At 70.4% G+C, this 23,248-nt stretch carries 18 protein-coding genes and 1 pseudogene; 15 read left to right on the forward strand and 4 right to left on the reverse strand.

Going from position 1 to position 23,248, the window contains the following annotated elements; genetic code table 11:
* Positions 1-54 precede the first annotated feature (54 nt).
* The 3 genes from MCBMB27_RS13940 to MCBMB27_RS13950 all read left to right on the forward strand — a co-directional run bounded on the left by MCBMB27_RS13940 (position 55) and on the right by MCBMB27_RS13950 (position 4,923).
* Entirely contained in the window at positions 55-1,260 is a 1,206-nt protein-coding gene (locus tag MCBMB27_RS13940; RefSeq protein ID WP_075381969.1) for an amino acid aminotransferase, read from the forward strand.
* 4 nt (positions 1,261-1,264) lie between these two features.
* Complete coding sequence (locus MCBMB27_RS13945) at positions 1,265-2,302, forward strand: hydroxyacid dehydrogenase (protein ID WP_075380706.1); 1,038 nt, start codon at positions 1,265-1,267, stop codon at positions 2,300-2,302.
* A gap of 617 nt (positions 2,303-2,919) precedes the next feature.
* Positions 2,920-4,923 carry a TonB-dependent siderophore receptor gene (locus MCBMB27_RS13950; RefSeq protein ID WP_083683542.1) on the forward strand — a complete coding sequence of 668 codons (2,004 nt, stop codon included), beginning with the start codon at positions 2,920-2,922 and terminating at the stop codon, positions 4,921-4,923.
* Between the two features lie 16 nt (positions 4,924-4,939).
* Here the strand turns inward: MCBMB27_RS13950 and MCBMB27_RS13955 are convergent, their stop codons facing one another.
* From MCBMB27_RS13955 to MCBMB27_RS13965, 3 genes are all read right to left on the reverse strand, one after another.
* Entirely contained in the window at positions 4,940-5,737 is a 798-nt protein-coding gene (locus MCBMB27_RS13955; protein WP_053609489.1) for a hydroxypyruvate isomerase family protein, read from the reverse strand.
* A gap of 3 nt (positions 5,738-5,740) precedes the next feature.
* On the reverse strand, positions 5,741-6,412 hold the full coding sequence (locus MCBMB27_RS13960; protein WP_075380707.1) for an aspartate/glutamate racemase family protein: 672 nt from the start codon (positions 6,410-6,412) through the stop codon (positions 5,741-5,743).
* Between the two features lie 86 nt (positions 6,413-6,498).
* On the reverse strand, positions 6,499-7,539 hold the full coding sequence (locus MCBMB27_RS13965; protein WP_236952711.1) for a LacI family DNA-binding transcriptional regulator: 1,041 nt from the start codon (positions 7,537-7,539) through the stop codon (positions 6,499-6,501).
* A gap of 223 nt (positions 7,540-7,762) precedes the next feature.
* Here MCBMB27_RS13965 and MCBMB27_RS13970 point away from each other — a divergent pair, with 223 nt between their 5' ends.
* The 5 genes from MCBMB27_RS13970 (at position 7,763) to MCBMB27_RS13990 (ending at position 14,774) form a co-directional block, all read left to right on the forward strand.
* Positions 7,763-9,070: an alpha-hydroxy acid oxidase gene (locus MCBMB27_RS13970; RefSeq protein ID WP_075380709.1), complete on the forward strand. Its 1,308-nt coding sequence runs from the start codon at positions 7,763-7,765 to the stop codon at positions 9,068-9,070.
* A gap of 355 nt (positions 9,071-9,425) precedes the next feature.
* The gene (locus MCBMB27_RS13975; protein WP_053609493.1) at positions 9,426-10,256 is read left to right on the forward strand and encodes an NAD-dependent epimerase/dehydratase family protein; all 831 of its coding nucleotides are present in this window, start codon (positions 9,426-9,428) and stop codon (positions 10,254-10,256) included.
* A gap of 134 nt (positions 10,257-10,390) precedes the next feature.
* On the forward strand, positions 10,391-11,092 hold the full coding sequence (locus MCBMB27_RS13980) for a substrate-binding domain-containing protein (RefSeq protein ID WP_053609512.1): 702 nt from the start codon (positions 10,391-10,393) through the stop codon (positions 11,090-11,092).
* Between the two features lie 543 nt (positions 11,093-11,635).
* On the forward strand, positions 11,636-13,267 hold the full coding sequence (locus tag MCBMB27_RS13985; RefSeq protein ID WP_043354767.1) for an ABC1 kinase family protein: 1,632 nt from the start codon (positions 11,636-11,638) through the stop codon (positions 13,265-13,267).
* 265 nt (positions 13,268-13,532) lie between these two features.
* Positions 13,533-14,774, forward strand: a complete 1,242-nt coding sequence (locus MCBMB27_RS13990) for a sensor histidine kinase (RefSeq protein ID WP_043382849.1) — start codon at positions 13,533-13,535, stop codon at positions 14,772-14,774.
* Between the two features lie 21 nt (positions 14,775-14,795).
* Here the strand turns inward: MCBMB27_RS13990 and MCBMB27_RS13995 are convergent, their stop codons facing one another.
* The gene (locus MCBMB27_RS13995; protein ID WP_043354763.1) at positions 14,796-15,137 is read right to left on the reverse strand and encodes an Hpt domain-containing protein; all 342 of its coding nucleotides are present in this window, start codon (positions 15,135-15,137) and stop codon (positions 14,796-14,798) included.
* A 915-nt stretch (positions 15,138-16,052) separates the two neighbouring features.
* Here MCBMB27_RS13995 and MCBMB27_RS30985 point away from each other — a divergent pair.
* The 7 genes and pseudogenes from MCBMB27_RS30985 to MCBMB27_RS14035 form a co-directional block, all read left to right on the forward strand.
* Positions 16,053-16,622: pseudogene (locus tag MCBMB27_RS30985) on the forward strand (ABC transporter ATP-binding protein); the annotation flags it as partial.
* A complete protein-coding gene (locus tag MCBMB27_RS14005) occupies positions 16,619-16,942 on the forward strand; it encodes a low molecular weight protein tyrosine phosphatase family protein (protein ID WP_075380710.1) in 324 nt (107 codons plus the stop codon). The pseudogene MCBMB27_RS30985 and the gene MCBMB27_RS14005, both read left to right, overlap by 4 nt.
* Positions 16,943-17,133: 191 nt before the next feature.
* Positions 17,134-17,919 (forward strand): YfdX family protein, encoded by a 786-nt coding sequence (locus MCBMB27_RS14010; protein ID WP_075380711.1) that lies wholly within the window; start codon positions 17,134-17,136, stop codon positions 17,917-17,919.
* 72 nt (positions 17,920-17,991) lie between these two features.
* Positions 17,992-18,345, forward strand: coding sequence for a hypothetical protein (locus MCBMB27_RS14015; RefSeq protein ID WP_075380712.1), 354 nt, complete (start codon positions 17,992-17,994; stop codon positions 18,343-18,345).
* Between the two features lie 577 nt (positions 18,346-18,922).
* Positions 18,923-20,386, forward strand: a complete 1,464-nt coding sequence (locus tag MCBMB27_RS14025; RefSeq protein ID WP_043758777.1) for a sensor histidine kinase — start codon at positions 18,923-18,925, stop codon at positions 20,384-20,386.
* Positions 20,371-21,771: a sigma-54-dependent transcriptional regulator gene (locus MCBMB27_RS14030; RefSeq protein ID WP_043758779.1), complete on the forward strand. Its 1,401-nt coding sequence runs from the start codon at positions 20,371-20,373 to the stop codon at positions 21,769-21,771. The genes MCBMB27_RS14025 and MCBMB27_RS14030 overlap by 16 nt, the downstream gene beginning before the upstream one ends.
* Before the next feature lie 147 nt (positions 21,772-21,918).
* Positions 21,919-23,238 carry an MFS transporter gene (locus tag MCBMB27_RS14035; protein WP_043758780.1) on the forward strand — a complete coding sequence of 440 codons (1,320 nt, stop codon included), beginning with the start codon at positions 21,919-21,921 and terminating at the stop codon, positions 23,236-23,238.
* The last annotated feature ends 10 nt before the right edge of the window (positions 23,239-23,248 follow it).

The raw sequence follows: 23,248 nt of genomic DNA on the forward strand, positions 1-23,248 counted from the left end.
GCCGGCGCCCCTCCACGCGTCGCCGGCCGAGACCCTCTGGGACGATTGACGATCATGACCTCGCTGTTCGCCGGCATCCAGGACGCGCCGCTCGACCCGATCATGCGCCTGTTCGAGGCCTTCAACGCCGACCCGAGCCCGAAGAAGCTCAACCTCGTCGTCGGCGTGTACACGGATGCGGACGGCAAGGTGCCGCGCCTGCGCGCCGTGCAGACCGCCGAGAAGCGCTGGATCGAGAAGGGCCTGCCGAAGACCTATCGTCCGATCGAGGGCACCAAGCCGTTCCGCGACGCGGTCCAGGAGCTGCTGTTCGGGAAGGGCGCGCCGATCCTGTCCCAGAACCGGGCGGCGACGCTCCAGAGCATCGGCGGCACCGGCGCCCTGAAGACCGGCGCGGACGTGCTGGCCAAGCTCTTCCCGAACGCCACCGTGGCGGTGAGCAATCCGAGCTGGGAGAACCACAAGGCCCTGTTCACCCAGGCCGGCTTCACCGTGGTCGACTATCCCTACTTCTCGGCCGAGACCGGCGGCGCCGACTATCCGGCCATGAAGGCCTATCTCCAGGATCTGCCGAAGGGGTCGATCGTGGTGCTGCACGCCTGCTGCCACAACCCGACCGGCGCCGATCTGAGCCTCGACGAGTGGCGCGACCTCGTGCCCCTGATTGCGGAGCGCGGCCTGATCCCGTTCCTCGACATCGCCTATCAGGGCTTCGGCAACGGCCTCGATGCCGATGCCGAGCCGGTGCGCCTCTTCGCCGAGTCGGGCCAGGAGTTCCTCGTCGCCTCCTCGTTCTCGAAGTCGTTCTCGCTCTACGGCGAGCGCGTCGGTGCGCTCACCATCGTGGCGGAGAATCCGGCCGCGAAGGCCAAGGTCGAGTCCTTCGCCAAGCGCCTCGTCCGGGCGAGCTACTCGAACCCGCACACCCACGGCGCCGCGATCGTCGAGATCGTGCTCACCGATCCGGAGCTGCGCGCCGACTGGGAGCGGGAGCTCGGCGAGATGCGGGACCGGATCCGCGCCATGCGTGAGCGGATGGCCGACAGCCTGCAGCAGCGCCACCCCGAGCGCGGCTTCGACGCCATCAAGACGCAGAAGGGCATGTTCTCCTACACGGGTCTCAGCCCCGCGGAGGCCACCCGCCTGCGCGAGGAGCACGAGGTCTACGCCCTGGAGACGGGCCGGATCTGCGTGGCCGCGGTCAACACCCACAACATCGACCACGTCATCGATGCGATCGACGCGGTGGTGAAGGGCTGAACATGTGGCGGCCCTCAAGCGCGTCTGCCGGTTCAACGTCTGGATCGATCCGGCCTTCGACGAACGCCTGAGGGCCGAGCCCGATATCGACCTGCAGGTGGGCGACCTGCAGGGCCCGGAGGACAAGCTCCGGGCGCTTCTGGCGCAGGCCCACGTCTTCCACGTCTCTCCGGCGCGGAACGAGCTGCCGCTCCGCTGGCACGTGAGCGACGCCCTGCTGGCCGAATGCCCGAACCTTCTGGCGGTCTCGTCGGGCGGGGCGGGCTTCGACACGGTGGACGCCGCTGCCTGCACCCGGGCCGGCGTCGCGGTGGTCAACCAAGTGGGCGGCAATGCCCGCTCGGTGGCGGAGCTGGCGATCGGCCTGATGCTCGCCGTCTCGCGCAAGATCTGCGTCTCGGACCGCCTGCTCCGGACCGCGCGCGGCTTCACCCGCGAATCGCTCATGGGCCACGAGATCGGCGGCGCGACCCTGGGCCTGATCGGGATCGGGCATACCGGCCGGGCGGTCGCCAAGCTGGCCCGCGGCTTCGACATGCGGGTCCTCGCCCACGATCCCCTGCTCCCGGACGCCGAGATCCGGTCCCGCGGCGCAGAGCCGGTGGACCGGGCGCGGCTGCTCGCCGAGTCCGACATCGTCTCCCTGCACTGCCCCCTCGACGACACGACCCGGGGCAGCTTCGACGCCCGGGCCTTCGCGGCGATGAAGCCGGGGGCGCTGTTCATCACCACGGCCCGGGGCGGCATCCATGACGAGGCGGCGCTCGCCGCAGCGCTCACCGCCGGACACCTCGCGGGGGCGGGCCTCGATGTCTGGACGCCGGAGCCGCCGCCCCTCGATTCGGTCCTGCTGCAGCTCGACACCGTGGTGGCGACCTACCACACCGCCGGCGTCACCCACGAGGCGCGGCGCACCGTAGCGGCCTGGGGCGCGGAGCAGATCATCGGCCTGCTCCGGGGCGAGACGCCGCCGCGGCTCGTCAACCCGGAGGTCTGGCCCGCCGTGCTGGAGCGTCGGGCTCGGCTGCTCGGCGGCGCCTGACCGCGAGCCGGTGCGGGGCTGAAGGGCTTCGCCTCCGCGTCGATGTTGGACGCCGGCTCAGCCGCGGCGTCGCGCCGTCATCCCGGGTCGAAGGCGATCCCGGCGCCGCAGGGGCATGCGGGAGGCGGGCGATCCGGAGCCGGGGTCCGTGCGAGATCTTCTCGCCTCGGTGGGTCTGGATCCCGGGCTCGGCGAAGCGGCCCGAGATGATGGGGCCGAACGGCTCCGATACATCCACCGCTCGCTCGTCCACACACGAGCACCGGAAGTTCGAGGCAACAACGGAGCTGCTCAACCGTACGCCGTGCGCTCCGCCAGCCCGGCCGAACTGTCGATCCCGCTCAGATTGTAATTATTCGAAATCTAGCCTCGCAAAACGTTCCGCAATCAAGCTTGACCGTGAATGTTTCTGCACCGTATCTGACGCCAATCGAAACAGATCGGTCGACATCGTGGTACGGCGAAACTGTGCAAGACCTTGCACGCAGGCATCGCGCGGCGTTTCCAGGCGCGCGGCCCGAATCTCTCTCCTCCTCGCTCCAGTATTTCTTCCGACTTCCGGCTGGGCACAACCTATCGTTGACAACTCCCAGGAGGTCCAGCTCGAGGAACTCTCGGTGGCCGGGACCGGCGACGGGCCGTCCCGCATCGACGGCTACCGGGCCACGCGGGCGGTGAGCGCCACGCGGACCGACACGCCCGTGCGCGAGGTGCCCCAGACCATCGTGGCGGTGCCGCAGGAGGTGCTGGAGGACGCGGCGGCCACGCGGATCGACACGGCCCTCGACCTCGCGGGCGTCGGCCGCGGCAACAATTTCGGCGGCCTCGGCCTGACCGAATTCACGATCCGCGGTCTGGCCACCGGCGAGTATTACCGCAACGGGTTCCCGATCAACCGCGGCTACCCGAACAGCCCCGACATCGTCTCCATCGAGCGCATCGAGGTGCTGAAAGGACCGTCGGCCTTCCTGTACGGCCGTGGCGACCCCGGCGGCACCTTCAACATCGTGACCAAGCAACCCCTCGCGGCGCGCTCCCTCACGGTCGGCACGCAGTACGGCAGCTTCGGCGCCAAGCGGAGCACCTTCGACGCCACCGGCGCCCTCGACGAGAGCGGGCAGGTTCTGGCGCGCGTCACCGGCGCCGTCGAGGACAACGGCAGCTTCCGGGACTTCGTCACCAGCGACCGCTACGCCCTCGCCCCGGTCATCGCCTGGAAGCCGAACGCGGACACGACCATCACCCTGGAGGGTGACTTCATCAGCACGGCGCAGACTTTCGACCGCGGCGTCGTCCCGTTGGGGGGCAACCTGCGCGCCCTGCCGCGCAGCCGCTTCATCGGCGAGCCGGGCTTGCCCCCGGCCCATGTCGACAACGCCCTCGGCCAGCTGCGGGTCGAGCACCGGTTCGACCAGGACTGGGTGCTGAACGTCGGCGCCCAGGTGCTCGGCGGGAACCTGTCGGGCTATGGCGTCGGCGCCATCGGCCTGCTACCGGATGGCCGGACCCAGCGGCGGACCCTGGAATGGCGGGACCTGACGTGGTCCGACCTCGACCTGCAGGCGAATCTCGCGGGCAAGTTCGACACCGGCCCGTTCCGCCACACGCTCCTGCTCGGGCTGGAATACGACAGCTACCGCTACCGGGAGGTGTTCAACCGCTCGAATGTGGCGACGAACCCGTTCCTCCTCGATCTGCTCGCGCCCCGTTACGGACAGCCGCTGCCGCCGATCACCGCGCGGGTCACGAATTTCCTGCAGAAGACGGAGAGCTATGCCGGCTTCGTGCAGGACCAGATCGACCTCACGCCCCGTCTCCACGCCCTGGTGGGCGTCAGGGTCGAGGACCTCGGGCTGGTCTCGACGAACAATCTGACCAAGGCCACCACCGGCCTGCAGGGCCTGGTGGCGACGCCGCGCTTCGGCCTGCTCTACGACCTGACCGACACGGTGGCGGTCTACGGCAACTACGCGCGCTCCTTCCGGCCCAATATCGGCACGGATCGCAGCGGCCGGCCCTTCGCGTTCGAGGCTGGCGAGGGCTACGAGGCCGGCGCGAAGGTCAGCCTCCTCGACGGCCGTCTCGATGCCACCGCCGCCCTGTTCGAGATCCGACGCTCCAACATCCTGAGCACCGATCCGGTCGACCCGAATTTCAGCGTGGCCACCGGCACGGTCCGCAGCCGCGGCTTCGACCTGACCGCCGCCGGCTACCTGGCCCCGGGCTGGCGCGTGATCGGGACCTACACGCGCGTCGACGCCACCGTCGCCCGCGACAACACCCTGCCGGTCGGCACGCGCATCGCCAACGTGCCCGCCAACAGCCTCGCGTTCCAGACCGTCTACGAGTTCCAGAGCGGCGACCTGAAGGGGCTCGGGCTCGGCGGCGGCCTCGACTTCGTCGGCCGGCGCGCCGCGGGAACGGCGCTTTCGACCTTCAACCTGCCGCAATACACGCTGGTCAACCTGATCTCGTACTATCAGATCGCACCGGGCGTGCGGATCTACCTGAACGTCGACAACGTGTTCGACGCGACGTTCTACGATCGCGCGTTCCAGAACCGCTACGCGACGCCGGGGCAGCCCCGCACGATCATCGGCGGCGTCGCCGCCCGGTTCTGAGGATCCGGCCCGAACCCTAGACCGCCGCCGCCCGAATCCAGCCGAGCCCCGCCTCGGTGCCGGCGGCGGGGTGGTACTCGCAGCCGACGAAGCCGGAATAGCCGACCGCCTCCAGGGCGGCGAAGATCGGGTCGAAGGCGATCGTGCCGGTCCCGGGCTCGTGCCGTCCGGGATCGTCGGCGATCTGGACATGGGCGATGAGCGGCGCGTGCGCCCGGATCAGCGCCGCCGGATCGTGGCCGAGGCAGACGCAGTGATAGGCGTCGAACAGCAGCTTGACGTTGTCGCGGCCGATCGCCCGGATCGCCTCGACGGCCACCAGCGGGTCGTCGATCACGTAGTCGGCGATCGAGCCGGGGCCGATCGGCTCCACGATCACCGTCATGCCGCGCGCCCCGGCGGCATCGGCCGCGAAGGCGAGGTTGTCGAGGTAGGTGTCCCAGAGCCGCGCCCGCTCGACCCCCGCGGGACGGACGCCCGCCATCGGGTGGACCATCCGGCAGCCGAGCTGCGCGACGTAGTCGAGGGTCGGCTCGATGGTGGAGCGATAGTACGCGACCCGGTCGGGCAGCGCCGCGAAGCCCTTCTCGCCCTTGGCGGCGTCCCCTGCCGGGAAGCCGGTCTGGACCAGCGGCACGCCCGCCCGTTCCAGCCAGCCCGCGACCTCCCGGGCCGGCGTCGCGAACAGGTTGGGATGCTCGACGGCACGGAACCCCGCCCGGGCCGCCGCCGCGAAGCGTTCGGAGAGCGGCAGCTCCGTGAACAGGAAACCGCAATGGCCGCTGAGACGGTCCTGGAAGGCACCGAGCTTCATGGTTCAGGCGCTCCCGCCGGTCTCGACCATCGCCCGCATCCGGTCGACCGCGGCATGGGGCGCAGTCAGGACCGGGACGTCCACGGCCTTGCGCACCGCCTCGGCCGCCCGGGAGGTGGAGAAATGCGCCAGCATGAGCGCGTCGCAATCGGCAAGCTTCGGTGCCCGCTCGGCGACCAGACGGTTGTGGGTCTCGGCGTCGCCGGCGCGCAGACGCGCCATCGCGTCGTCCACCAGGATCGTCCGCAGGCTCGCCGGACGTCCGGTCTCGGCGACGAATTCCTCGAACTCGTCCGTCATCGTGCCGACCGAGGGGCCGAAAGTCGCCAGCATGCCGATGCGCTCGCCCCTGGCGATGGCGGCACGGAACATCGCCTCGTTCGGCTTGAGCACCGGCACCGGCACGGCCTCCATCAGTCGGTCGATGGCCGGCCCGAAAGCCGAGCAGGTGATCAGGATGCCGTCGGCACCCATGTCGTGGCCGTAGCGGCCGAACCGCACGAAGCGCTCGATCATGGCCTCCGAGATCGCGGCCGGCTCCTTCGCCCGATCCAGCGAGAGACCATCGTCGAGCAGGTTGACCGTCTCGGCCTCCGGCCAGTTCTCCGCGAAGGCGGTCTGGATCGGTGCCATGGCGACCGGTGTCGCGTGCAGGAGGACGATGCGGGGAGCCATGCCGTGTCCCGGGCTGGTCGAAGCGCCGGCCCGCGGCCGGTCGTGGTGTTGTAAGCGATTTCAAATGGGTAGCAAGATAGCGCAGGTCAGGTTCCGCGACGCCCGGGCGGAGCGGTGCTGGCGCGCAGGATCAACGCGGCCTCGATCTCGGTGAGGCGCACCACCGGCTTGCCCTGGATCCGAGCGATCAGGTGGTCGCCGGCGGCGTGCCCGATCTCGGCGGAGTGGATGCGGATCGTCGTGAGCGGCGGGTCCAGGAAGGGCGCGAAGTCGGAATCGTTGTGGCCGATCACCGACAGGTCTCCGGGGATGGAGAGCCCCCGCGCCCGGGCCTCGATCATCGCCCCGAAGGCGATCTGGTCGGTGCCGCAGATGATCGCGGTCGGCGGCTCTCCGCCGGCCAGCATCTGGCGGAATCCGTCGCGGCCGCCGCCGATCCCGTAGGAGATCTCGATGTCGTGCTCCGGGGCGAGACCGAGGCCGCGGGCAGCGAGCGCCGCCGCGATGCCCGTCACCCGGGCGCCGCCGCGATCGTTGTCCTTGCGCAGGCCCGAGATCACACCGATCCGGCGATGCCCGAGATCCATCAGATAGTTGGCCGCCCGGGCCGCCGAGGCGGCGTTGTCGAAGCCCACGCAGGGGCGCTCGCGGGACAGGCTGAAGGTCTGCACCATCGGGATACCGGCGCGGGCGATCCGGGCATGGAGGTCCGGATGGTGGATGTCGCCGACCAGCATCAGCCCGTCGACGCCGCGCTCCAGCAGGAAGGTCGCCTCCCGCAACTCGTCCTCCAGGTCGTAGCCGGCATTGGCGGCGACCAGGGTGTAGCCCGCCTGCCGCAGCCGGTCCTGGAAGCTCGACAGGACACGCACGAAGGCTTCGTTCTCGATGTTGGGCACGACGGCGCCGACCGCCATGAACCGGCGCGTCGAGAGCGCCCGGGCCGCCCCGTTGGCGACGAAGCCGAGGTCCTGCGCGGCGCGTATCACGGCCTCCCGCTTGTCGGCCCGGACCCCGGCGAAGCCGTTGAGCACCCGGGAGACGGTGGCGGTGGAAACACCGGCGCGGCGGGCGACATCCCGCGCCACCGGGCCCCGGGATGGCGGGTCGAGAATGTCTCCAGGCAAAGCCCCGGTCAGCTCCCGCGTCGAAATCGTCTGCTTCCCTCAGCCAGCATCGACGGTCAGCGCGATGCGCATCGTCCCGGATCGACGGCATATCCGCATCGCGTCGATGCGTGACGCGGCCGGACCCGCAAACCGGCAGTATATTGACACCCCTCTTGCCTCCTGACTATCTGAAAGCGCTTTCAAGACAGCCGTGTATCGGGGCGGCCCGGAGGAGGATCCGATGGCGACGCTCGACCGGCCAGCGTCCGAGTTGAGAACGCCCGAGCGCGCGGCGCCAACCATCGGCGGCGCCGACGCGACGGCGGCGGGCATCGCCGCCCCGCAGGCGATCGTCACCAGCCTGAAGCGCAGCGACGCGGCCACGCCCTACCGGTTCCGCGACCTGCTGGCCCTCGACGATTTCGAGCGGCACGCACGCAAGCGCCTGCCGCCGATGATCTTTCAATACGTGGCCGGCGGGGTCGAGACCGGATCGGCCCTGGCGCAGAGCCGCGGTGCCTATGCCGATTACGCCCTTCTGCCCCGGCTGATGCGGGACACCTCTGGGCGCGACACCGCCACGACGCTGTTCGGCCAGACCTACGCGGCGCCCTTCGGCATCGGTCCGCTGGGTGGCGCCGCCTTCATCGCCTACCGGGGCGACCTCGTCCTGGCCGAGGCGGCGCGGCGGATGAACCTGCCGATGTGTCTGAGCGCGTCCTCGCTGATCAAGCTGGAGGACGTGTACGCCCAGAACCCGCAGGCTTGGTTCCAGGGCTACCTGCCGGGGGATCAGCACCGGATCGACCGTCTGCTCGACCGGGTCGAGGCTACCGGCTACCGGACCTTCGTGGTCACCGCCGATACGCCGACGCTGGGCAACCGGGAGCACAACACCCGCAGCGGCTTCTCCATGCCGATCAAGGTGACGCCCAAGGTGGCGTGGCAGAGCGCGACGCACCCGCGCTGGCTCCTGGGCACAGTCGCCCGGACCTTCCTCCAGCACGGGGCGCCGCATTTCGAGAACACCGAGGCGACGCGCGGACCGCCGATGATGTCGCAGGGGGCGGTGCGCAACACCATCGCCCGCGACCAGCTCTCGTGGAAGAACCTGGAGGCGATCCGCAAGCGCTGGTCCGGCAACCTGCTGGTGAAGGGGCTCCTGGCGCCGGAGGATGTCGAGATCGCCCGGTCGTGCGGCGTCGACGGCGTGATCCTCTCGACCCATGGCGGCCGCCAGCTCGACTACGCCGTCGCCCCCCTCGACGTGCTGCCGGAGGTCGCCGCCCGCAAGGGCGGGCTGAAGATCATCGTCGACAGCGGCATCCGCCGGGGCACCGACGTGATGAAGGCCCTGGCGCTCGGCGCCGACTTCGTCCTGCTCGGCCGGCCCTTCATGTTCGCCGCCGCGCTGGGCGGGGTGGCGGGGGTCGAACTCGCCATGCGGATCCTCAAGGAGGAGCTCAACCGCGACATGGCGCTGATCGGCGTGAACCGCCTGTCGGAGCTGAACCCCGATTTCCTCCGCCGCGTCCCGCGGCGGGGCTGAGGCAGGGGCGCCGTTGGCCATGAGCGTCGTGCAGCCGCGGGGCTCACCGCCACCCTCGCCGCTCGCATCGCCGTACCCGATTGCAGCCGACCGTCACGGCGTGCGGGACAAAACCCGACATCCGGGACACGGTCCGTTCCGAACGGGCCGCGTGACCGGACGGGCTCCGAGCGGCGCGCGGATCCCCTTTCCCGCACGGGAGAGGGGCCTTGTGCGTCGCGAGGTGAGAACAGGATCGCTGCCGTGTATCGTGGCCCCGCCACCGCGCGCAGCTGTCTATCCCTATCGATCGCGCGTTCTCCCACGCCGCACCGGGGACACCGTCGGCCGAGAGCGCTCTCCGGAGCCGCGTCCCATGACCACCGAGACCGTCCCGCAGAAACCCGTCCTCCTGACCGGAGCCTCGGGCGCACTCGGGCGCGTACTGACCCGCGCCCTCGGCGAACAGGGGTGGGCCCTCCGGCTTACCGACCGCGCCCCCTTCCCCGACCCCCTGCCCGCGGGGGCGCGCTTCCAACTTGCCGACCTGGAAGACGGGCCGGCGATCCTGCGGCTGGCCGAGGGCTGTGGCACGATCCTCCACTTTGGGGGGATCTCGGTGGAGCATCCGTTCGAGACGGTGATCGGCCCCAATATCCGCGGCCTCTACCACGTCTATGATGCGGCCCGCCGCGAGGGCGCGCGGATGATCTTCGCCTCCTCGAACCACGCCATCGGGTTCCACCCGCGCTCCGCGGTACTGGACGACGATTGCAGCCTCGCCCCGGACGGCTTCTACGGCCTGTCCAAGGCCTACGGCGAGCTGATGGGCGGCCTCTACCGCGACAAGCACGGGGTGGAGAGCGTCTTCCTGCGGATCGGCTCGTGCTTCCCGGAGCCCACCGACGCCAGGATGCTGGCGACCTGGCTGTCCTACGCCGACCTGACCCGGCTGATCGCCCGCGCCACCCTGGCGCCGAGCCTCGGACCGGCCGGTTCGGTGGTGATCTGGGCCGCATCCAACAACAGCCGCATGACATGGTGGCGGCGGGACGGGCGCGCCGTGATCGGCTGGACCCCGCAAGACAGCGCGGATTCCTACGCCGCGGCCCTGGAAGGCAAGACCAGCGGCGACCCGGTGGTCGAGCGCTACCAGGGCGGCGGGTTCGCGGGGATCGATTATTCACGGGCGGCGCCACCGCGGTGACGGCGCCCAGGCTTCCGGGCGACGGCACGCCCATCCGGACGCCGCATCCTGATGAAGTCCGGGCGCGGAGCGTCCGGGAGCGGCCATCCGATCGATGGATCGACAGTCGCCCACGCAACCCGATGGAACACGACATGGTAGACGCGCAGACGGTGACACGGCTGAAATGCGCCCTGGTGGTGCGCGGCGCCTTCGATGCGCATGTCATCCCGGCCTGCGAGGCCGCGGGTGGCCGGACGGCGATCCACTGGGCGCCGACCACCGTGATCATGAAGGCGCTCGCCGAGGGTGAGGCGGCCGACGCGGTGGTGGTTCTGTCGGACGCCATGGACCGGCTGATCGCGGAAGGCCGCGTGGAGCCGGAGAGCCGGGTCGATGTCGTGCGCTCGCGTTACGGCATCGCCGTCAAGGCGGGCGCTCCTCATCCGGACATCACGAGCGTCGAGGCGCTGAAACGCACCCTCGTGGAGGCGCGGTCCGTGGCTTATTCCCGGGCGGGGGCCAGCGGGATCTACTTCGCCGGCCTGCTGCCGCGGCTCGGCCTCGCCGACGCGGTCAACGCTCGGGCGACCATCATCCCGCAGGGGTTCACCGCCGAGAAGCTCGTCTCCGGTGAGGCGGACATCGCGGTCCAGCAGATCAGCGAGCTGATGGTGGTGCCGGGGATCGCGGTGGTCGGCCCCTTCCCCGAGCCGGTGCAGGAGGTGACGACCTTCGCGGCCGCGATCCTGCGCGATGCGACCGACCGGGCCGGCGCCGCCCGGTTCCTGGCCGGCCTGACGACGCCGGCGGCGGCTGCGGCGTACCGGGCGAGCGGGCTGGAGCCCGCCTTCTGAAACGCACGACGCGGCCGGATCCGGTCAAGCTCTTGATCATCGTCGGCACACCCTGCCCCGGAGCGCAGGGGGGCCGGATGAACGTCTCGCTGCCCGGGGCCATCCCGAGGCCATGGAGCCTGGAACCGAAGCGCAGCCGATACGGGCCGCGAAAGGCATGCGAGTGACTGTGCGCGCGACCCGGTCCGACGCGATCAGGACAGCGTCGCCGAGGCCTGCGCGGCGGGCACCACCGCGACGGCCTGTTCGACGCGTTCCGGATGCCGGCATCCCATCCCCGAACGGCGCCTGGACAGTGGGATGTCGAGCCGCCCGTGCGCCCCCACTCACACGCGCACGGGATCGACCCTATCGCGGACGGCGCGGCTCTCCTGATCGTCCGCATCCGGCACGGGCGGAAGGATCGGGAACGCGCCCCCGCCTGACGCCTGCGGCGACGGCTCTCTCGGCCGCGACGGGCTTCCCGGGGTTCGCGACCGCAAAAAAGTCCTTATGCTCGTGCTGTCCGGACGCCCAATCCCGTCCGACCGGATCGCCCCACTCATGCTGAAGACAGCCTTCGTTGCCGCCCGCGACCGTCAGCGGCTGTCCGAGATCGCCACGATCCTGATCGGCTTCGGCGTCACCCGCGTCGTGGACCGGCTCGGCCTGCGCTACCTGCCGCTGGTGCCGCGCCGTCAGCCCCGGGTCGACGTCACCCGCCTGTCCGAGCCCGAGCGGCTGCGCCGGGCGATCGAGGCGCTCGGGCCGACCTTCATCAAGTTCGGGCAGGTCCTGGCCAGCCGGCCGGATCTCCTGTCGCCGGCCTGGACCGAGGAACTGCAGAAGCTCCACAGCCAGGTCGTCCCGGTGACGTGGGAGCAGATCGGCCCGCAGCTCGAACTCGATCTCGGCGGCTCGCCCCTCGAGGTCTTCGCCGAGTTCGACACCAACCCCATCGCCTCAGCCTCGATCGCCCAGGTCTACCGGGCGCGGCTGCACTCCGGCGAGGACGTGATCGTCAAGGTGCTGCGACCGAACCTGCGCAAGATCATCGAGGCGGACCTGCGTCTGATGGCGCACGGCGCCCGCATCGTCGAGAACGAGTGGCCCGACATGGCCCGCTACCAGCCGCGGGAGCAGATGCGCCATTTGGCCGACGGGCTGAACGGCGAGCTCGATCTCTTGAACGAGGCCCGCAACTGCGAGCTGCTGGCCCAGATCTTCGAGGACCGCGACGACATCGTCTTCCCGAAGATCCACTGGGAATACTGCTCCGAGCGCGTGCTGGTGCAGGACTTCATCCACGGCATCCCGCCCAACGACGAGGCGGCCCTGCGCGCGGCGGGCATCGACAAGAAGCTGCTCGCCCAGAAGGGCACCGACGCGTTCCTGCAGATGGCACTGATCGAGGGCGTGTTCCACGCCGATCCGCACCCCGGCAATATGCTGGCCCTGCCCGGCAACAAGATCGGCTTCATCGATTTCGGCATCATCGGCCGGCTGTCGCAGCGGCGGCGCTCGCAGCTGCTCGTGCTGATCGGCGCCATGCTCAAGCAGGATGCCGACGGCCTCATGGCCGTGCTCCTCGACTGGACCGGCACCAGCAACCCGGACCTGACCCGCCTCCAGGTCTCGGCCCAGTCCTTCGTGGAGAGCCACTCGTCGATTCCGCTGAATCTCGGACTGGTGCTCACCGACTTCATGAACATGGCCCGCGAGAACGACCTCGCCATGCCCACCGACCTCGCCATCCTGTTCAAGGGGCTGGTGACCGCCGACGGCGTGATGCGCCACCTCGACCCGAACTTCGACCTGTTCGCCGCCGCCGGTCCCACGGTGCGCGCCAGCATGCAGACGCAGTTCTCGCTCTCGGCCCTCAAGCAGAAGGCCGAGGCTCTGGGCGTGGGTCTGTATGGTGCCGCCTCGGAGCTGCCGACCCTGATCCACCTGATGCTGGTGCGCCTCAAGCAGGGGCGCGTCACCGTCGAGATCGAGGTGAAGGGCCTCGACAAGGTCACCCGCGGCATCGAGCGCGCCGCCGCGCGGGTCGCCGTGGCCCTGGTGGTGGCGGCCTTCGCCACCCAGCTCGCGCCCCGGCTGATCGACCTCGGCACCCCCGTCTTCGTCTCGATCGGATTAATTATTTTCATCCTGGGGATCGGCTGGCTCGTGCTGCTGATGCGAAATAAGTAACCGTCTTCGCGCCTGCACTCGGCGATTAAAACCGTCTCACCTGCGACCGAATACCGTACTCGTTTGATTATCCCGCACGCCATGCTAGCGTGACACGTCCAGCGATTCGCTTGGCTGCGAGTGGCCAGACGGCACCAGAAGCGGTTCAGACCGCCAGTGCCGCTCAGGCTCCGACTTCGCGTCGCCGCGCCGCGTGATCGGGAGACCTCCGGCGGTGCGCCTTGCACGGGCGCCCCGTCGCGACGACGAGGGGGGAAGGCGGGCGATGGATGCGGACATCGTACGGCCGCGGATCGACGGGGTTGAGTGCCACGTCGAGACGCTCGAAGCGGAGAACATCCGCCTGCGCCACTTGCTCTCCCAGGCCACAACGCAGGCGGACCGGGAACGGCAGCGGAGCCGGCGACTCGGTCGGATCGTCGAAGCGGCGAGCCGTGTCGAAGCCGGGCGCCTGGCGGCCGAATGGATTGCGACGCCGCACAGGCCGACATTCCGGGGAACTTCCGGGCTCGGCTCGGCGATGGCACCACGCGCCACCGACCGGCTGCTCCCGTCGGGGTCACAGCAAGCCACAAACGATTTCCTGGAACTGCTGGACCGTGACGGGTGCCTGATCACCGCCAGCGAGGACGGCCCGGCCCTGTCCGCCGCCGCGGACGAGGCGGAGGCGATCGGCCGGCCCTGGATCGAGGCCTGGACGCGCGCCGAGGATCGGGAGGCCGTGGCCGCGGCCCTGGACCGGGCGCGGATCGGACGCCCGAGCCGGTTTCAGGCCCAGTCGGAGACCGGCGGCACGATCCGGTGGTGGGACGTGGCCGTCACGCCGATCGGTGCGGCACCGGACCGGCCCGAGCGCATCCTGGCCGTGTCACGCGATATCACCGAGTTGAAGCTGACCGAGGCGAACCAGACGCTGCTGATGCAGGAACTCGCCCATCGGATGAAGAACACGATGGCCATGGTCCAGGCCGTCGCCACGCAGACGATGCGCAACGCGCCCTCGCTGGAGGCGGCCGGCGAGGCCTTGGCCGCGCGGCTTCTGGCCCTGGCCAAGGCCCACGACGTCCTGCTGCAGGGCTCCTTCGCCCGGGCTTCACTGACGGGCCTGGTCGAGGGGGCCGTGTCCCTCCACGGGGACGGCGTGGCGGGCCGCTTCCGCATCGCCGGCCCCGATCTGACGCTCGGCCCGCGGCACGGCATGACCCTGGCGCTGATGCTGCACGAGCTCGGGACCAACGCGGCCAAGTACGGCGCGCTGTCGGTGGCCGCAGGCTGGGTCCGCATCACCTGGAACGTCGCGGAGGCGGCGGGCGGGCAGACGCTCCGGTTCCGGTGGGAGGAGAGCGGCGGACCGCCCGTCACGCCTCCGACCCGGACGGGCTTCGGCACCCGTCTCATCGCCCGCAGCCTCGCCCACAGCTTCGGCGGGACCGCCCACCTGAGCTATCCCCGCGAGGGCGCGGTGCTGACCTTCGAGGCGCCCCTCGACGCCGTGATGGCGGCCTGATCCGGACTTTGCTGCCCGGCGCTAGGCGCTGAGCCGGGTCTGCGCCCGCAGGTCCCGGAGGGCCGCGATCGTCCGGTCGCGCAGGGTTCTGAGGTCGATCAGCGATCCAGTCAGATCGTCGCCGGCCTTGGCGGATTCCTCGAGACCGCGGCAGGCCCGGGACAGCTCGGCGCAGCCGAGCATGCCCGACATCGAGACCAGCGTATGCGCCTCGCGGCCGTAATCGTCATTGGCGCGATCCGGCCCCTCGAAGGCGGTGGTGAGACTGACGACGAACCGGTCGAGGAGGCCGACGAGCTTCTCCGCGCCGATGACGGCCGTGAGTTCATCGAGCGCGTCCCGGTCCACCAGGGAGTGCGACACCGTCCGTCTCCAATTGCGGATGCGTCGCAGCAATCAAGAAGCGCGCAACCAGGTCGTTGGCCAGAGGCCAGACTCGCACAGACATGTTTACACCGGCCTGCGTCAGCTTTTCAACAAAGCGTGACCGGTTGGCGCCCTCATCGGGACGGATCCCGGCGCGCCGGTCGGCGCGAGGCGGCCGCCCAGTCGACTGAGAAGCGTTCCGGGCGCGGCGCAACCCACATTGGCACGACCGTGCGCCGCGCGTTGCGAATCAGTTCGGGCTCTCCTAGCCTCGGGAACTGTCGCGCTGGCATCGGGAGGGAGCTGCATGAGTGCTGTGTTTGCCGTCCTCACCGCAGGACTTGACCGCGCCCCCGTGCGGGTCGGCTAAACGCTTCCCGCTTTCGCCCGGCCCCGCTGCCCGGCGCTCCTGAATACACGCCCGTCTCATTTCGCCGGCGCGCATCCTTCGCGATGGTGCGCCCGCGTCGCTCGGAGCCGACGCCTGCCCGCGTCGGGCACATGCATGTCTCTGTCCTCGCCCCGGCAGGCGGACGCGGTCCGTCGCGTCCTGGCCTTCGTCGTCCGCAGCTGGCACAGGCGCTGGCCCCTCGTCGCCGGTCTTACCGGCGCGATCACGCCCGCCACCCTGGCGGAAGTGTTGCTGCCGCTCTACGCGGGCCGCTTGGTCGACGCCCTTTCGGGAGCGAGCGCCGCGCGGCGCTGGAGGCGGCGTGGCCCGCCTTCCTGGCGATGACCGGGCTCGGCCTCGCCACCGCGGTGCTGCGGCATGTCGCGTGGAGCCTGGTGGTGCCGCTCTCGCTGCACACCATGAGCGGCATCGTCCGCAACGGCTTCGGCCGGGTCCAGCGCTTCTCCCCGGAGTGGCACGCCAACACCTTCTCGGGCTCCACGGTCCGGAAGATCTCCCGCGGCATGTGGGCGATCGACGGACAGGACGTGGCGTCGGCGAGCCAAGCGCGCCTGCGGGCTCAGGTCGCCATCGTGCCCCAGGAACCGGTGCTGTTCCACCGCTCCCTGGCCGAGAACATCGCCTATGCCCGCCCCGGCACCTCGGCGCAGGAGATCGAGCGGGCGGCGCATCTCGCGAACGCGCACGCCTTCATCGGGCGGCTGCCCAAGGGCTACGCCACGCTGGTCGGCGAGCGCGGGGTCAAGCTCTCGGTCGGCGAGCGCCAGCGCGTGGCGCTCGCCCGCGCCTTCCTGGCGGATGCGCCGATCCTGATCCTCGACGAGGCGACCTCGAGTTTGGATTCGGAATCCGGGGCGCTGGTGCAGGAGGCCATGATCCGACTGATGCGCGGGCGCACCGCCATCGTCATCGCCCATCGGCTGTCGACGGTGCGGGCCCTCGATCGCATCCTCGTCTTCGACCGCGGCCGCATCGTCGAGGACGGCCCCCACGCAGCCCTGATGCGTCACCCGAACGGGGCGTATCGGGCCCTGTTCGAGCGGCAATCCGTCCTGGCGGAGGGCGTGTGAGGATCCTGTTCGTCTGCGGCCGGGCGCGCGCCCGCAGCCCGACCGCAGAGCAGATCTTCGCGCGCGTCCCTGGGATCGAGACGGCCAGCGCCGGCGTGTCGCCCGACGCCGACGAGCCGGTGGACGTCGACCATCTCGCCTGGGCCGAGATCGTCGTCGTCATGGAGCCCGCGCACCGGCGCAAGCTGATACGGCGCTTCGGGGCACATCTGCGCGGGGTCCGCCTCGTCTGCCTCGATATCCCCGACGCCTACGCGTTCATGGCGCCCGCGTTGGTCCGCCTGCTGGAAGCGCGCGCGGGCCGCTTCCTGCCGCGCTGAGCGCGCGCCGCGGAGGAACCCGTGACGCCGCCGAGGGATCGCCATCGCCGTCCGATGCCGGCAGCCGCATTGCCGGTTTTTAATCTTGCGGACATGCCACCAAATCATCGCCGGTCTATTATCTGAACACGGAATGAATAAGGCCAATGCAGATGAAGGCCTTGTCTCCGTTAATAGAGGGATATTTCACTATGTCCTACCATAAATCCATGGTTGCGGCCCTCGTGCTCACCACAATCGTCGGCGGAACGGCCTACGCGGCGGAGCAGGCGGCCCAGCACAACGGCACGCAGGTCAGCGCGAGCCAGACCGCAATCGACAAGGATGTCGGCAAGCTCTCGAAGGACGGCGCGCAGGGCTTCAGGGATCTCCAGCTTACCCGCCTCGCGATCTTCGAGGCCAATCCCGGCCAGGCCAAGGACATGATCGCCAAGGCTCAGGCGGCCTTCGCGAAGGCCAAGTCGGACGACGCGGTGTTCACCAAGGCCGAGGCCGAGCTCAAGTCGCCGGCCGACATGGCCGCTCACAAGGCGACCGCGCCGGGGGACAAGGCCGGAGCCAAGCCGGCTTCCAAGGAGCAGGTCGCCTGGGTGCCTGTCGACGCGCAGCTGACCGTGGGCGACGATTTCGTGGCCACGCCCACCAAGGCCTCGGCGGTGACCGAGGCGAACAAGAACCTCGCACAGGGTGACCAGAAAGGCGCCTTGGAGAAGCTCAAGCTCGCCCATGTCGACGTCAACTTCACGATGGCAGTCCTGCCGCTGAACACGACCATCGCAAATGTCGACCAGGCGGCGGCGCTGATCGGACAGGGCAAGTATTACGAAGCGAATGCGGCTCTGAAGACAGCCCAGGACAACATGCGCTTCGACGTGATCGATGCGGTCGCGGTGCCCCAGAAGGCGACCGCCGCCGCGGCCGACAAGGGCGTGCCGCAGGCCACGGGCACGACCGCGGGTGCCAAGACCGGTCGGTGACCGACCGCTGAGGATGGCCGCGCCCGATGGATCTCAGGCGCGGCCCGGTCGGCACGAACACGGGAGGGTCGCGTGCGGCGATTCTGGATCTCGACCGTCCTGGGACTCGAACTGCTCCTCGGCGGAACCCTGACGGCGTCCGCGCGGGCGTCGGGGGTTCCGGACTTCAATATCCGGGCGATCTGCGCGCCGGAGCACCGGGCGGGATCCAGCGCCGTCGATCGGGCGAGCTACCGGGGTTGCCTGTCCGACGAGGCTGCCGCGCGGCGCACCCTGATCAGGCGCTGGGCCACGTTCGACGTGGCGGAGCGCCGGACCTGTGCGGCGGAGAGCCAGATCGGCGGCGCCCCATCCTACGTGGCGATGCTGACCTGCCTGCAGCTCGGAAGCGACGCGCTGCCGGTCAACCCGTCGGGTCCGCCCTGAGACGACGGCATCCGCGCGACGCCCGCCTGCACGCGCCATGTCGACGCCGCAACGGATCGCACGTCCGTGATCCACGCATGAGGAACCAGCGACATCTCCAAGACGTCCTGCACTATCTATTGAATGGAGGAGGCATCATGTTCAAGACTACGGCTCGCGCTGCTCTTTGCCTGGCTTGCGTCTGGTCCATCACGCCCGCTCTAGCGGCCCCGAAGGAGATGCCCCAGGGCAAGCGTGATGAGATGTCGATGAAGGACACCAAGCACGAGGTGGCGATGCAGCGGAAGGAGAATAAGGAAGCCAACAAGAACGTCGACAGCCTGATCACGAACCGCAAGTGAGCGGTCGCGTTCCCGTCGACGACTGACTGTCTTGCTACCGAGAGGAACACCGGACGCTGTGCTCCTCTCCCGGCGGTCCCGGGCCTGGCTCGGGACGGCTCGCGCGCGGTTCACTCGGCATCGCGGCCCGCGTGCGGTCTTCGAGTGGTCACCGGGCCGGGCCTTGGCTTAGGGATGGGTCCGGGCGCGCACGGCGCCGCCGCAGGAGCCAGCGCCATGCCCGGTCGGACTTCGTCGTGACGGCCTACAGCCTGCGCGCCCGGCTGCTCGCGCTCTGGGTCCTGCTGCTCGCCTCCGCGGCTGCGACCGCCTACCTGATGTTCGGCGTGTACAATCAATCGACCGGCGTCCAGGTGGCGCAGGCCGATCTCGCGGTCGGGCGCGCCTGCCGCGAGATCATCGACCGCTACGCCGCCCTGGTCCGCGCCCGCGGCCGCGGAATCACAGAGGGCGACCGCGTCGGCACCGTGTCCGCCGCGCTGGCGCGCTTCCCCGGCATCGAGGGCGGGATCTGGAGCGCCTCGGGCAAGTCCGTGGCCTACGCCTATCCGACCTACGAGGGGACCGGACCGAAGACCGACCTTCCGGCGGCCGAGCACGACGCCATCGCGGCATTGAACGCCCAGGCCCTGCGCGTCGACCACGCGGTCTCGGACCGTCGGCCGAGCCGGACCCAGGTGCTGATGCTCCAGGCCTGCCCCCTGCACGGGCCGGAGGCCGGCCTCACCGCGTGGGCGATGGCGCGGGCGCATGTCAACGACGGCCCGACCTACACGCGCTTCCTCGCCGGGCTCGGCTTCCTGGCCGCGACCGTGCTCGGATCGGCGGCCTTCCTGGGCTGGTTCCTGTACGGCTTCTCCGGGCGGATCGCCCGCCTGGAAGCGGCACTCGCAGCGCCGCGCCCGGACGGCGAGGATCTGCCGCATCTCGACCGCACCGGCGAGCGGGAGCTCGACCGGCTGGTGGACGCCCTCAACGCCGCAGGCGGTCGGCTGCGGGAGGCGCAGTCCCGCATCGTGGCGACCGAGCGCTTGGCTGCGGTCGGCCGGCTGGCGGCGAGCATCGCCCATGAGATCCGCAATCCCATCGCGGCGATGCGGCTGAAGGCCGAGAACGCCCTGGTCAGCGGCGATCCGCACCGCGCCGCCTCAGCCCTCGAGACGGTGCTCGGCCAGATCGCCCGGGTCGACACTTTGCTGCGCGACCTCCTCAACCTGACGCAGGCGCGGGCGCTCAACCGGACTCCCACGCCGGTGGCGCCCCTCCTGGCGGAATGCGCGCACCTGCACGAGGATCTGGCGCACGCGCGCTCCGTTCGGGTCGCGATCGCCGCCGACGGACTGCCCGCCACGGACCATCCGCATCTCGACCGGGCGCAGATCGCCCGGGCCCTCGACAACCTACTGCTGAACGCCCTGCAGCACGCGCCGCCGGGCGGCCGGATCCGCCTCGGGGCCGAACGGCTCACGGCCGACGGCGCCTTGCGGCTGCGCCTCAGCGTCGCCGATACCGGCGCCGGCATCGATCCGGCGATTCGCGCCAGCCTGTTCGAGCCCTTCGTCACCAGCCGGCCCGACGGCACCGGCCTCGGCCTCGCGATCGTCCGCGAGATCGCCCTGGCGCATCGCGGCGAGGCCAGGCTGGTCGCGGACGCCCCCGAGACCACCTTTGTCCTGGATCTGCCATGGCAACCATCCTGATCGTCGACGACGACAGAGCCCTGCGCGACGGGCTCGCCGAGACGGTGACCGATCTCGGACATACACCGGTCCCGGTCGCGTCCGGCTCGGAGGCGCTGGCGCGGCTGCACGAGGGGCCGGTGGCGGCGGTGCTCCTCGACCTGCGCATGCCCGGCGACCTCGACGGCATGGCCACGCTGGAGCGGATCCGTGCCCTGCCGGAGCCCCCGCCCGTGACGGTGCTGACCGCCTTCGCGAGCCCGGCCAACACCATCGAGGCGATGCGCCTCGGCGCGCACGACCACCTCACCAAGCCGATCGGCCGCGCGGACCTCGCCGCGGTGCTCGACGCGATGCTGCGCGAGGCCCGGTTCGATCCGGGCAGCGCCGCTCCGCCGCCGGAGCATCCGGTTCTGATCGGATCGAGCGCGGGCATGCGGAAGATCCAGAAGACCATCGGCCTCGTCGCCGACAGCGCGTCGACGATCCTGATCCAGGGCGAGACCGGCACCGGCAAGGAAGAGGTCGCCCGGGCCCTGCACGCCTTCTCGCGGCGCCGCGCGCGGCCGTTCATCCCGGTGAACTGCGCGGCGATCCCGGCCGATGCCCTGGAGAGCGCGCTGTTCGGCCATGTCCGGGGGGCCTTCGCGGGCGCGATCGCGGACCGCGCCGGCGCCTTCCACGAGGCCGAGGGCGGCACCCTGTTCCTGGATGAGATCGGCGACATGCCGGCGGCGATGCAGGCCAAGATCCTGCGGGTGATCCAGGATTGCGTCGTGACCCCGCTGGGGGGTCGGTCCACCCGAGTCGATGTCCGCCTCGTGGCGGCGACGCATCGCGATCTGCCGCAGCTGGTCGCCGAGGGTCGGTTCCGGGCCGACCTGTTCTACCGGCTGAACGTCGTGCCGATCACCCTGCCGCCCCTGCGTGAGCGCCTCGCCGACATCGTGCCCCTGGCCGAGCATTTCCTCGTGCCCTCGGGCAAGCGCCTCAGCGGTGGAGCCGCCTCGCGCCTGCTGGCCTACGAATGGCCCGGCAACGTCCGGGAGTTGCGCAACGTCGTGGAGCGGGCGGCCATGCTGGTGCGCGGTGGCGCCATCGCGGCCGAGGCGATCGACCTGCCGGCGATGCGGACCGACCGGCGTGGCGGCGATACGGCGGACAGCTGGCTGGCCGGGGATCTGCCCGGCGCCGTCGCCCGCCTGGAGCGGACCATGATCGCCGCCGCGCTCCGCGAAGCCGACGGCAACCGCGCCCGCGCCGCCCGCCGCCTCGGCATCCAGCGGCAGCTCCTCTACGCCAAGATCGAGCGCTATGGCCTCGCTGCGCCAGGGGCTGATCTGTCGGAAGAGACGACAGAAGCTGTCGGGAATCCGGACGCTGCGCGGGACATCGACCCGAGCTGACGCCTCTGGGACCGGAGAAGCGTTCACATCCGGCGTGAGGACTGCCGCGGCCGGGAACCGTTGGCACGCGCGGGCGTCGAGCCCCGCATGCGACGGCGCGGCCCGGATCGGGACCGGGCCATTCGTCGATCGGGGGATCGCGGCGGGATGGACAGGATCGAGACAGGCGCGGGCGCGCGCGGCAGCCGGACCACCTCCGCGAAGGCTTTGCGCGGCCTCGACGCGCTCAACTTCTTCCTCGCGGACGTGCGTGACGGCCTCGGCCCCTACCTCGCCATCTACCTGATCGCCGTGCGCGGTCCCGACCAGGGCTGGAACGAGGCCACCACCGGCCTCGTGATGACCATTGCGGGCATCCTCGGCCTCGTAGCGCAGACGCCGGCCGGGGCGCTGATCGACGCCACCAACCACAAGCGCGCGGTGGTGATCGGCGGTGCCATCGCGGTGACGGCGAGCTGCCTCGTCCTGCCGTTCATCACCAACTTCTACCTCGTCACCGCCACCCAATCGATCGCCCACGTCGCCGGCACGATCTTCCCTCCGGCGCTCGCCGCGATCACTCTCGGCCTCGTCGGACCGAAGATGTTCGCCAAGCGGATCGGCCGCAACGAAGGCTTCAACCATGCCGGCAACGCGGTCTCCGCGGCGCTGGCGGGCGGTCTGGCCTATTTCTTCGGGCCCGTGGTCGTGTTCTGGCTGATGGGCATCCTGGCGGCGCTCTCGATCGGCGCCATGCTGATGGTGCCGGCCGACGCCATCGACAACGACCTCGCCCGGGGCATGACCGAGGAGGAGGAGCAGGCCCAGGAGAAGCCCTCGGGCCTCGCCACCCTGCTGCAGAACCGGGCGCTGCTCCTGTTCGCCGTGCTCTGCGCGATCTTCCACCTCGCCAACGCAGCGATGCTGACCTCCGTGGGCCAGTTGCTGACGCACCTGTCGGGCAAGGATCACGCGACGTCGCTGATCGCGGTCTGCATCGTGGCGGCGCAATGCGTGATGGTGCCGGTGGCGATCTTCGTGGGCGCCAAGGCCGACGTGATCGGCCGCAAGCCGATCTTCCTGACCGCTTTCGGGATCCTGGCGCTGCGCGGCGTCCTCTACACCCTGTCGGACAACCCGTTCTGGCTGGTGGGCGTGCAGCTCCTCGACGGGATCGGCGCCGGCGTCTACGGCGCGCTGTTCCCGATCGTGGTGGCCGACCTGACCCGCGGTGGCGGCCGGTTCAACGCGGCCCAGGGCGCCGTGGCCACGGCTCAGGGAATTGGCGCCTCGTTGAGCGCCACGCTCGCCGGCGTCATCATCGTGTCCGCCGGCTATTCCACCGCCTTCCTGGCGCTGGCGGCCATCGCGGCGCTCGGCTTCGTGCTGTACTTCGCACTGATGCCCGAGACCCGTGGCGCGGTGCGCGCGGGCAGCGAGCCCGAGAGCGGCGGGGGCAGGACCCCGGCTGTGCCGGTGCGCGCCTGAACGCGGCGCT

It is taken from the genome of Methylobacterium phyllosphaerae, from assembly GCF_001936175.1.
GTDB classification, from domain to species: Bacteria; Pseudomonadota; Alphaproteobacteria; order Rhizobiales; family Beijerinckiaceae; genus Methylobacterium; species Methylobacterium fujisawaense.